Annotated in this window: 9 protein-coding genes; 3 read left to right on the top strand and 6 right to left on the bottom strand. The window is 59.1% G+C overall.

Annotated elements, in window-relative coordinates; all coding sequences use genetic code 11:
• Positions 1 to 94: 94 nt before the first annotated feature.
• From Q1A74_RS00985 to Q1A74_RS00960, 6 genes are all read right to left on the bottom strand, one after another.
• Positions 95 to 1,087: an alpha-L-glutamate ligase-like protein gene (locus Q1A74_RS00985; protein WP_299591524.1), complete on the bottom strand. Its 993-nt coding sequence runs from the start codon at positions 1,085 to 1,087 to the stop codon at positions 95 to 97.
• Positions 1,087 to 2,619, bottom strand: a complete 1,533-nt coding sequence (locus Q1A74_RS00980) for an inactive transglutaminase family protein (protein ID WP_299591522.1) — start codon at positions 2,617 to 2,619, stop codon at positions 1,087 to 1,089. The genes Q1A74_RS00985 and Q1A74_RS00980 overlap by 1 nt, the downstream gene beginning before the upstream one ends.
• Positions 2,620 to 2,725: 106 nt before the next feature.
• Positions 2,726 to 3,400: a RimK/LysX family protein gene (locus tag Q1A74_RS00975; protein WP_299591520.1), complete on the bottom strand. Its 675-nt coding sequence runs from the start codon at positions 3,398 to 3,400 to the stop codon at positions 2,726 to 2,728.
• 287 nt (positions 3,401 to 3,687) lie between these two features.
• Entirely contained in the window at positions 3,688 to 4,014 is a 327-nt protein-coding gene (locus Q1A74_RS00970; protein ID WP_299591519.1) for a YqcC family protein, read from the bottom strand.
• Positions 4,015 to 4,040: 26 nt separating this feature from the next.
• Entirely contained in the window at positions 4,041 to 6,215 is a 2,175-nt protein-coding gene (gene dinG, locus Q1A74_RS00965) for an ATP-dependent DNA helicase DinG (protein WP_299591517.1), read from the bottom strand.
• Between the two features lie 79 nt (positions 6,216 to 6,294).
• Positions 6,295 to 7,470 (bottom strand): 1-acyl-sn-glycerol-3-phosphate acyltransferase, encoded by a 1,176-nt coding sequence (locus tag Q1A74_RS00960; protein ID WP_299591515.1) that lies wholly within the window; start codon positions 7,468 to 7,470, stop codon positions 6,295 to 6,297.
• A 382-nt stretch (positions 7,471 to 7,852) separates the two neighbouring features.
• Between Q1A74_RS00960 and nhaC the strand changes: the two genes are divergently transcribed.
• From nhaC to Q1A74_RS00945, 3 genes are all read left to right on the top strand, one after another.
• Complete coding sequence (nhaC, locus tag Q1A74_RS00955) at positions 7,853 to 9,361, top strand: Na+/H+ antiporter NhaC (protein WP_299591513.1); 1,509 nt, start codon at positions 7,853 to 7,855, stop codon at positions 9,359 to 9,361.
• Positions 9,362 to 9,448: 87 nt separating this feature from the next.
• The gene (locus Q1A74_RS00950; protein WP_299591511.1) at positions 9,449 to 10,543 is read left to right on the top strand and encodes a DUF3549 family protein; all 1,095 of its coding nucleotides are present in this window, start codon (positions 9,449 to 9,451) and stop codon (positions 10,541 to 10,543) included.
• Positions 10,544 to 10,709: 166 nt separating this feature from the next.
• Positions 10,710 to 11,165: a hypothetical protein gene (locus tag Q1A74_RS00945; RefSeq protein ID WP_299591509.1), complete on the top strand. Its 456-nt coding sequence runs from the start codon at positions 10,710 to 10,712 to the stop codon at positions 11,163 to 11,165.
• Positions 11,166 to 11,250: the final 85 nt, after the last annotated feature.

Here is an 11,250-nt window from a genome sequence, read left to right as displayed (position 1 = left end):
CTGTAACAAGCTCGCCATTTTTTTGTTTGCTGTTTTTCGTGACGCCAATGGGCTTTATTTACATGAAATGTTTTATTCCAGCTACGACGTTTAATCAGGCTAAGGGCTTCGCCGCAAAATAATCCATAGAATAAGCTACCCGCTCTTCCACGTTTTTTTCCAGCTGCTCCAGATCCATCTGCTCGATATGCTCCAGGCGAGTGCGCAGGCCCACACCGTTGGCGATCTGGATGGCGAGGCCCGGGCGCGCATTGGCTTCCAGTAGCAGCGGGCCGCGCTTGCGGTCCAGTACGATGTCGCAGCCGAGATAACCGAGGCCGGTCATTTCATAACAGCTGGCGGCGAGCCGCACCAGTTCTTGCCAGTCCGGTACTTCCAGGTCAGAGAATGGCATCTGGGTATCCGGGTGAATATCCACGCGCATTCCCCGCTGCACCGCATGCGATGCCTTGCCGGTGGCGAGATCGACTCCCACACCGACTGCCCCCTGATGCAGGTTGGCCTTGCCATCGGAGTCGTGGGTAGAACAGCGCAACATAGCCATTACCGGGTAGCCACGGAATACGATTACGCGGATATCCGGCACGCCTTCAAAGGAATACTTGTCGAAGGTCGGATCGAAATCTACCAGAGCCTCGATCATCACCCGATCGGGCTTGCCGCCGAGACTGTACAGACCACTGTGGATATTGCTCACGTGGCGCTGGATATCCAGTGCGGTGACCTTGTTGCCCGAAGGCTTCAGATACTCATCGCCGTCGCGCCCCACAATCACCAGAATGCCTTTGCCACCGGAGCCCCGCGCGGGCTTGATCACAAATTTTTCCAGCGGCTCGATCACTTCCATCACCCGCTTGCGGCTGGGCTGGGTTTCGAACGCAGCGATCAGTTCAGGAACGGGAATACGGTAGCGTTTGGCCTGGCGCTTGGTGTTGAGCTTATCGTCAACGATGGGGTATTTATCGCGGTCGTTGTAGCGCGCAATGTACTGCACATTGCGCGCGTTCATACCCAGAACACCCAGTTTTTTCAGGGCAAACGGCGAGACCAGGCCACCGCGAAAAAAAGACGGTAATTGCAGCCGCATCAGCGCACCAGCTGGCGGAACCGCGCCAGTTCACCGAGGCGGAAGCCGGTGTAGTTACCGACGATCATGATGAAGCCCAGCAGTACCAGCAACAGCTCCGGGAAGTTGAAGGTCCAGTGCTCGATGTAGCGATTGGTCATCACCCACCAGGCGATCACCGCTACCAGCAGGCTGCCGCCCGCCTGAATCACCACCTCATAGGGGCCGTCTTCTTCCCACACGATGGACATTCGCTCGATCGTCCAGGCAAGAATGATCATCGGGAAGAAGGTGACCGTGAGCGCCTGTTCAATGCCGAGCTTGTAGCTCACCACACTGATAGCGCCCATCAGGATCACCACCGTGACCACCACGGCGGCGATCCTCGCCACAAGGAGCAGGTTCAACCTGCTTAAATAGAAGCGGATCCACAGGCCGAGAATCAGGATCAGCACAAAAATTGCCAGCCCGGTAAATAGCTGGGTTTCAATAAACGCGATGGCCAGCAGCACCGGCATAAAAGTACCGGAAGTGCGCAGCCCCACAAAGACTCGCAGCAACACCACTACCAGCGCACCTACCGGCACCAGCAGAATCAGCTTGAAGATGCTCTGCTGCTCGATCGGCAGACTGTAGATCGAGAAGTCCACCAGGGCTTCTTTTTCCTGGCTGGTGCTCAGCATGGCCACGTCCCGGGCCGGCACGTCGTTGGAGATGACCGAGAAGGTGACGCCAGAATTACGCCCCCCCTCCACGTCCAGCAGGCTCTTGCCGCCGCGCTGCCAGATAAAAAAGTTTTTCGGCACACCCGGCGAGCCGCTCTGGGGCTCGAACACCACCCAGCGCTTGCCGTCGTAGATTTCCAATAGATCTTCCGGGTCAAGACGGCGGCGATCATCTTCCAGGTAGAGCCCGCGAATCCGGTGCGCGGGAATGTCCGCTGCCGACAACACCAGCAGCGCAATATCTACGAAAGAGCGATCTTTGTAGTAACCGAAGATCAGGTTGCGGTCCTGATTGCGGTTGTCCGCCAGGTCGGTGAGGAGTTCAGAAGTAAAGGTGCGGGTGTCCGAGGAGCGCTCGCGGGCGGTTTCCACTACAGAGTAGATGGCCTGGCGCACCGCTTCCTGTTCGCGCGCGCCCAGCAAGGGTTTCACCACCTCGGTGCTGAGGTCCAGCGGCTGCTCCAGCGCCGCACCGGGCGTCTGGTGCACGTCCAGCTGGTAAAAGAGGGATTGCACTCCGCTGGCCTGGCGCTTTGCCCAGACCGCGCGATACTCATCGTCTTCACTGATGATATTGAAGCCGTAGCCGGAGGAGCTGAAGGTTTCTCCCAGCACTTCCATATTGCGCTGGGCGCGGGGCAGCGTGAGCGCGGCCTTGGCGGGGCCGCCGTCGGCAGTAAAGCCCACCTTAGCCTCGATGGTCCAGACGGTGCGGTATTCTCCGGGCAACAGTGGGAAGCCCAGTTCGACGTTTTTATAGATGGTGAGGCCGGCGCCCATCAGTGTGAGCAGCGCGGCGAGAATATAGACCTGAGCCCGTGGCGACATTCGCCATTCCCCAATTAATGATTGTTAGCAGCTTGTGGCCGCCTATTTTTGCCGTTTACAGAAGAGTCTGCCAGTAATCGGCCCACAATTTCAGCTTTCGGAGGAATTACTTACTGAACGAAGGGAGCTTCGGCTTGCCCTGCACCTGCTTGCGACTCACATCCACCACCGCCGCATCTTTCAGAAAGTTGCGGCCTACCAGCAGCGGAAACTCGAACTCCCCGCGCTCGACCAGGTTCACTTCCACCATGTGGGTGACCTCGCCCACAGTGAGGCTCATATCGACGACGGGGCGGCGCTGGCGGTCAAACCCCGGGCGCGCCACCCGTACATGGCGCTTGATCGGCAATTCAATTTTCTGAGGCTCGGCGTCGCTGCCATCACTCAACTTGAACCGGATCCAATCGCTGCCGTCCCGCTCGAACGGGGTCAGCTCGGTTACGCTAAGGGAGCTGGTTGCGGCGCCGGTATCCACCAGTGCCAACAAGCGCAAGCTGCCGGGCTCAATGGTGAAAAACTCTTCCGAACCCAGTACCAGTTTGTCTTTAGCCACCGGTACTTCCACAACTTTTTCAAAGTTGCGCTCGATCACTCGCTCCACCACTTTTACTTCAGGCTCGGCACACACCACCATTTCAACCGGTGGGCACTGGGCTGGGTCCAGAGGCGTTTCCGCTGGAGGGTGGGAGGGTTCGGCGACCTGGCCCGAACTTTCATTGGGCATAAGGCTTTCACAGCCGGAAAGCAGCTGCATAACCAGCAACAGAGAAATTGAAGGCAAAAACCGCATCTGTTTTATTACTACCTTAGGGGCGAGAGACCGGCCCTTTGTGCACTGTTTTTAAGTAATCCTGGCGGTATGAAATTCGGGCGGTCCCTGTTGCCCGATTTTTGCAAAGCCCGGATATTACCTTATCCGCCGGGCATCTGCACCGGGCCTTAAGTCGCGGGAGTCTTGATCCATCACCAGCTAGGCCTTGCGTGCCCCTCTGTGCCAGACAGACCACCGGACCGCATGGTACCAACTAGTCACGACGAATCAAGCGACAGCCCGCCGCGGCAAGCATGTCACCCCTGCTCCAGTCGCTCGTCAATCTCGGTCAATTTGCGTACAAGCCCCGCAATGGGTAGTTGGCCACCGCTGAAATACTCCTCCGCCATCGGCGCAATCCCACACTTCTGCGGCAAAGGGTGCTCGGCTTCTACCAGCTGGCTCATCCGCGGCAGGAATACAAACTGCAGCCACTGGGGCAATGTCAGTGTATCCACACAGAACGGCTGGGTACTGGCCAGCGCTTCCGGCGCCGGCGGCTCGGACTCCCACAGCGCCAGACGGCGTAACTCACCTTCCAGTTCCAGCAACAGGGTGGCGATATCGGGGTAAATCGACTTCATAGGCTACAACAAAGGGTCCAGCAGGTTCAGTTGATCATACGGCGGAACGGCGGCAGTGAATCCAGCATCGCGCGACCATAGCGTTTGGTGACGATACGCCGGTCCAGCAGGGTAATGGTGCCGCTGTCTTGTTCCGTACGCAGCAAGCGGCCGCAAGCCTGCACCAGCTTCAACGCCGCATCCGGCACTGTGATCTGCATAAACGGATTGCCACCTTTGGCCTCAATCCACTCCGCCAACGCGGCCTCAATGGGGTCGTCCGGCACCGCAAAGGGTAATTTCGCAATCACCACATGGCGACAATAATCGCCGGGGAGATCCAGCCCCTCGGCGAAACTGGCGAGGCCAAACAACACACTGTGGCCGCCGCTATCGACACTTTTTTTATGGCTGTCCAGCAACTGCTGGCGGGACTGCTGGCCCTGCATCAGGATGCGATTGCGCCAGGTACCGGGCAGGGATTCGTACACCGTCTCCATCTGCCGGCGGGAGGCAAACAGCACCAGGGCGCCGCCGCTGCCGCTATCCGAGTCGGTATCGCTCAATAAACCGGGCAGCGCATTGATTACGGCGTCGGTGTGCAGGTCCGCATTATTCGCCTCCACCGCGTCCTTTGGCACCCGCAGTTCCGCGCGGGAAAAGTCGAACGGGCTGGGAACGACTTCGTAACTGGCATTGTCCGGGGTGCCGGCGCGCATTTTCAACCGATCGAAGCCTCCCAGAGCGGTCAACGTAGCCGATGTCAGCACCGCGCCGTAGCACCGCCGCCACAGGCTGTACTCCAGGGTCTTGCCGGCGAGAATCGGCGAGCTGCACACTTCAAAATCAAACGAGCCACCCCAGTCCACCAGGGTCACCCAGCGCGCCTGGGGCACGGAGCCCTGATCTTCGCGAGAATAGTTGGCCCAGAGCTCCAGATTAGCCTCGGCGCGGCCGTGCCAGCCACCCAGCACCGGGTACCAGCGCTCCAGATCCACAATGGGCACCGGGCTGTGGGCGTCTTCCATCATGCGCTGGGCGGACTGCACCATCTTGTTCAGCAGCGCTTCCATTTCATCGAAGTCTTCGCGCAGCTGATCGGCGAGCTGCATCAGGGATTCCGGCACCACGCCGCCCTCAAAGCGGTGGCGCGCACTGCGCCCTGGGCCGGAGCCGCCGCCGCGCCGGTCTTCGTCAAATTCACAGATGTCTTCCAGCAGCGGCCAGGCCATCTCCAGCTTCTGCTTTGCCGCAGTAAACAGCGCGGGGAGCTCTTCCCCAGCCCTGTCCAGCTCGGCACCGTCGCCGATTTCACCGAGCAACTGGCTCAGATTTTTGTTGGCCTGATCCAGCCAGCCGGTGGTAGCGCCCACACGGCTGTGGTGGGCGAAGTGGTTCAGCGCTTTGTCCGGCAGGTGATGGGCCTCATCCAGCACATAAATGGCGTCTTCCGGTGCGGGCAGTATGGCGCCGCCACCGAGGGCCAGGTCCGCCAATAGCAAATCGTGGTTGGCCACAATCACCCGGCTTTTGCCGATGCTTTCGCGGGCGCGGAAGAAGCTGCAGCTGCTGACATGCGGACAGCGTCGGCCACTGCACTGGCGATGGTCCGTGGTGACCCGGCTCCAGTCTTCCCCTTCAATGGTGTCTTTCCAGTTGTCCCGATCGCCATCCCAGGTGCCGGTAGCCAGCTGATCGGCCATATCCCGATACAGCTTGATACCCACGTCATCCACCTGGGGCTTTTCGTCTTCGTACAACGCCATGGATGCGCCGACACCGCTGGAGGTCAATTCGGTGAGCAGCTGATCGAGCTTGGACAGGCACAGGTAGCGGCCGCGCCCCTTGGCCAGGGAAACTTCGAATTTGAGACCGGAGTGACGCACCAGCTCGGGCAGATCCTTGTTGATGATCTGTTCCTGCAGGGCAACGGTGGCGGTGGAGACGACGAGAGTCTTGTCGTGGGCGATGGCCAGGGGAATGGCGGCGAGCAGGTAGGAGACGGTTTTACCGGTACCGGTACCCGCTTCCACCACACAGATATGCTGGCCGTCGGTTTTGCCGTGATCCCGCTCACCGGCGCCGTTGCGCTCGATTCCACCGAGGGCTCGGGCGATGGCGGCGATCATCAGCTTCTGGCCGTAGCGGGCCTTGAGCTCGCGACCGTTGAGAAACTGGCGGTAGGCCTTCTGGATGGATTCTTTATCTTTATCGCTGAGCACTGGGGACCGGCTGGATCTGTATTGAGGGTTAAATCAGCCGGGCATTATCCATGCTTGTTCAGGGTTTAGCCAATCCGGATTACTGTTCGTAGGCCAACCGGGATACCACCGGGTTGGCGTAGCCCTGGATGGCCTTGTCCCGCCAGCGCTCATCAATTTTGGCCATGCGCTCTTCGAACTGCTGACGGATCTCCTGATGCTCATCCGGGTGCCAGGGCTTGGGCGGGTAACCCACCGGCAGCTGCGGCGCTTCACCGTAGATCATCTGGTAAGCAATCAGGTTGGTGGGGTGCAACACATAGTTGCCGATTATCTGACGATCAATCTCATCCGCCAGCGCCGCAACATCGTTGAAGTCCTTCTCGATCGGCGTACCGAACGCCGCGTGAATGTGCCCCTTCTGGCCCACCACACCCTTGCCGATGCTCCCCAGGTCCTCGTGCGCTCCTTTCTGATATTCGTCCTGATGCTCGGTAATATAGAGCTCGCGAGCCTTGTAGCGGTCACAGGGATCCCACTCGTAGGAGATCGACAGTGGCACGATATGCAGCTCGCGCCAGAAATCGGCGAACGGCTGCTCCTTCGGCTTGGCCATACCAAACATCGCCGCCAGCGCCGGATTGGTGCGGTCGCGGCCGTCTTTGGCGCGGCCGGCACGCTGGGCAATCCACACGTGCTCGTTGTCATTGACGATGGAGTGATGGATATAGCGGGAGAGCGTCGTCGCCGCCGTCAGCTTCTCACGGCGGCTACCGGAGCTGCGTTTCACCACAAAGCACTTGTTCAGTTTCATGATGTCGGTGGCAAACTGCTTGGACAGCAGATTGTCGCCAATGGCGATGCGGGAGGTCTCATGGCCCTCTTTATACATCGCTAGGATCGCCAGCGCCGGGTCCATGGCGATATCCCGGTGATTGGAAACAAACAGGCAGGCGCGATTCTTCGGCAGGGTATCCAGGCCGGAGATGCTAAGGCCGCAGCTGGTGCGGTTGACTGCCTTTTCCAGATAGCGGGCAATCACATCCTGAAAGCCTCGCACATCGTTGGCCTTGCGGAATTCGAAGCGCACAAACTGCCGCACCAGCCAGGCCAGCGGGCGCTCGAGCTTGCTCGCCACATCGGGCAACAGGAGGTGCGCCACGACCCGTGACATCTCCGGGTCCGCTACCAGACGCCGCAGCGCCGGCCGCACTTCATCGTCCCGATAGGGGCGAATGTCATCGAATTGACTGGTGTCCTGATTTCTCGCATTCATGGGATTCAATTACCTGCCTACTTCAGCGCACCATCTCTGAGGACGCTGCGCGCTGGCGCTTTCTTATTGTGGCCCAGCCAACGCCCGGTGGAGGCGCTGTGGACAAAACCGGCGCAGAACATACCGGATGCGCGGGAGAACTGCCAGCGCTGCGGCAGACTCGGCGGTTAAGCCATCCCCACACTCGCTCGCCGGCCGTCGCCCGAATCACCTGCCCGGCCACTATAGACATCTCCAGGCCCGGCCCCGAGAATAGAGCGCTTTGCGCAGACCATACGCAATACAGAACAAGAAACTGACCCGGCCGCCCGGCCACAAGCAGGGCGGCCAGACTTAGGCCACGATTCGTTCAGACTATGTAGGCCACAATAAGGAGAATACCTTGAGCCAGACCAGTTCCAGCAATGCCAGCGAGTCTCACCCGCAGCCGTCGCACCGCACTCCCAGCCTGCTGGATGCTCTCATTCCCCTACTAATTCTCATCGCACTCCTCTCTCTGTCCGTTTTCTTCTACGGCGCTGACTCCTCCTACGGCCCAAATCAGATCGCTCTGTTGCTCTGCGCGGGGGTTGCCGCTCTGGTGGGAATGAAAAACGGCTTCACCTGGAAAGAGATGGAAGGCGGCATGCTGCACGGCATCGGCCTGGTGTTCGGCGCCATCCTGATCCTGCTGGCGGTGGGCGCATTGATCGGCAGCTGGATTCTCGCCGGTACCGTGCCATCAATGATCTATTACGGGGTGCAGATACTGTCCCCTCAATGGTTCTACGCGGCCAGCTGCATCATCTGTGCGATTGTGGGCCTGAGTATCGGCTCCAGCTGGACCACCGCCGGTACCCTCGGTGTCGCCCTGATGGGTATTGCCGCCGCCCTGGGGCTCAACCCGGCCATTACCGCCGGTGCAGTGATTTCCGGGGCCTACTTTGGCGACAAGATGTCGCCGCTTTCGGACACCACCAATGTGGCGGCGGCGGTTACCTCCAACGACCTGTTCCTGCATATCCGCCATATGCTGTGGACCACCATGCCCGCCTTTGTGATCGCGCTGGTGATTTTCGCGATCATCGGCCTCAGCTCCGACACCGGGCACGCCTCGGCAGAAGACATCCAGACCCTGCTGGGTGCCCTGCAGGAAGAGTTCAGTATCTCGATCGTCAGCATGCTGCCACTGGCCCTCCTGCTATTTATGGCGTGGAAGAAGATCCCCGCCTACCCCACCCTGATCATCGGCTCCCTGGTTGGCTGTGTGATCGCGATGATTTTCGAGCCCAATGCGACCCGCCAGCTGGCCGGTGGTGAAGGCACCCTGAGCCTGCTGAAAGGCGCCTGGCACAGCCTGTTCGATGGTTACAAGTCCACCTCCAGTAATGAAGCGGTGGCCTCCCTGCTGTCCAAGGGCGGCATGAGCAGCATGCTCAACACCATCTGGCTGATCATTTCTGCCATGGCGTTTGGCGGCGTGATGGAGCGCGCAGGTTTCCTCGAGCGCATCGTCAACTGGGCGCTGTCCGGGGTGAAAACCGTGGGCGGCCTGATCACCTCCACCGTGGTCACCTGCTTCGGCATGAACGCGGCCGCCGGCGATCAGTACATGGCCATCATCATTCCCGGGCGCATGTTCCGCGAGGCCTTTGAAGACAAGGGGCTGCACAGCCTGAACCTGTCCCGCACCCTGGAGGACTCCGGTACCATCACCTCGGTGTTGATCCCTTGGAATACCTGTGGCGCCTACATGAGCGCGACCCTGGGTATCGCCACCTTTACCTATGCGCCGTTTGCCCTGTTCAACATCATCTGCCCACTGCTGGCTATCGCTTACGGCTGGCTGCACTTCAAGCAGATGCCGCTGGGCAAGCAGGAGCAACTGCCTGTCGCCGAAGAGCGCGCATAACTCTCTGCTATTTACATCTTTTCAGGAGTAGGCGGAGCGCCTTTCACGCTTCGCCTGCTCTGCCAACTACTGGACCTATTTCGTTTCGTGAATCAGAACCACCCGACTCCCCCGTCCACCCTCACTGACCTGATTGCCTCCGCAGAATTCAACCTGCGCTGGTTTGATATCGGCCGCCGCGTTCAAGCCGTCGGCAAAAAAGCGGCGCAAGCGTTTGAGGAGGGCTCGGCCCCCTGGCCACACCCCTACCTGCGCCAGGCCTGGTGTGGGCTGCTGTTGTGGCCATCGGATAAAGAGGCCGGGGGCGACCCGGTGGTGTGGTTTCTGCAATTGCCACTGGACGAACAGGGCAAGCTGCTGCTGCCCATCCGCGACCGCTTTCTGAAGCAGCTGCACGAGGCACTTTACCCACCGGGCAACGGCAACAACGGAAACGCCGCCCCGGAAAAACAGGATTCAGGGAAACGCCTGCAACAGGCTCTGGAGAGCAGCGGGCTGGTTTTCACCCCACCCGCAGAGAAGCGCGCGGTGTTTCATGCCAAAGCCGCCCGGCTACTGAAACGCCCACCGAGCGAACACTTCCCCGCTGCCAGGGCGTACGCCAAAGATCCGGCGTCCTTCCCCTGGGATCAACTCGCGTTACAGGGTATCGCGGATCTAGCTGTGCGCTGGGAAGAGGAGCGGGATGCTCTGGCGGCAAGCCTGCACCGATTCGCCACCCCGGCCCTGATCCCACTCTGCCAGTGCCTGGAGAGCGAAACCATTGACCACCAGCTCGCCGAGCCGCTGATTCGTCGCGCAGAACACTCCTTGAGTGAAGCGGAGCCCGACCTGAATCTGATTACGGCAGTGGTTCGTGGCGTGTCACACAGTATCGCTGCAGGCATGCGCCAGCAGTTTCTGATGAAGGTGCTGCAAAATGGCGCGGGCACACACGGTGAAGTACTGGCGGCCATCGGCAGCCGCTGCAGCGACGACCTCCTGGTGCCGGAGCTGGCGCAACTCTGGCTGGAGAATCTGAGTGCCAGCCAGCCACAGCAAACCTTCAACCTGCTGCTCACCGACCTGCTGTTTCTGCCACCGTTGCGCAACGGTCTGCTCGGCGTTCTGCGCAACCCGGAAAGAAAAGACTCTGTGGCGCGCGCATTCGGGGAGTTCCTGACACCGAGTGGAAAAAACTAAAGTTGAATTCGCGCGCCAAAATTCAACTTCCTCCAATCGAATAACTCCAGGCCTCCTACCCTGTCTTCAGCGCGCATATAAAAAATGCGCGTAAATCATCGACTTTATTTCGATCATTTCAGTTAATTTTTCAGCTTTCTGGCGTGCGTTACCACAATGGGATGTCATGAAAAAAGAAAAATTAATCCGCTTTCAGTGCTGTGAAAAAAATTTTCACCTCTGCTGGAACGGGTCGGAGTGTAATTTGGCGGGAAACGCTTTGAATTCAGACATTTCACGGCCACAAACTGGCGGCGGTTTTATCCTGAATTCATCTCTGGCGGCTATTTTAACCGCGCGCCTATTACACTCCATTGGGCGGTATGTTTGTAGAAAAGATTTTTACAAAGCACACCAAACAGGTGACGTTTTATTGTCTATGCTATTGACTAACATCAACGGAAAGGAGTTAGGGGATGAATTTCACTCCAGCCAAGTACTTAACCGGAATTATTTGTGCACTGGTCCTCGCAGGTTGTTGTGCACCGGCTCCAATGCCGGCCGCCTGCCCTCCGGGGTCAGAACAGATTCCGACTTCCATGGCTTGTCCTGCGGACGCGGATTGCTGGATGGCATCCGATAATGTTCGCTGTATGAAAGTGGTTAAATAACCGCTCTCATTCCAGGTCCATGCAAATGCCGCTTTTCGAAGCGGCATTTTGCATTTC

This window comes from uncultured Microbulbifer sp., from assembly GCF_947504145.1.
Taxonomy (GTDB): Bacteria; Pseudomonadota; Gammaproteobacteria; order Pseudomonadales; family Cellvibrionaceae; genus Microbulbifer.
This window is presented reverse-complemented; position numbering and strand designations above follow the sequence as displayed.

Coding starts and splice junctions, on each gene's coding strand:
- Q1A74_RS00985 (WP_299591524.1), bottom strand. CDS start 1,087: ATGCGGCTGCAATTACCGTCTTTTTTTCGCGGTGGCCTGGTCTCGCCG.
- Q1A74_RS00980 (WP_299591522.1), bottom strand. CDS start 2,619: ATGTCGCCACGGGCTCAGGTCTATATTCTCGCCGCGCTGCTCACACTG.
- Q1A74_RS00970 (WP_299591519.1), bottom strand. CDS start 4,014: ATGAAGTCGATTTACCCCGATATCGCCACCCTGTTGCTGGAACTGGAA.
- Q1A74_RS00960 (WP_299591515.1), bottom strand. CDS start 7,470: ATGAATGCGAGAAATCAGGACACCAGTCAATTCGATGACATTCGCCCC.
- Q1A74_RS00945 (WP_299591509.1), top strand. CDS start 10,710: ATGAAAAAAGAAAAATTAATCCGCTTTCAGTGCTGTGAAAAAAATTTT.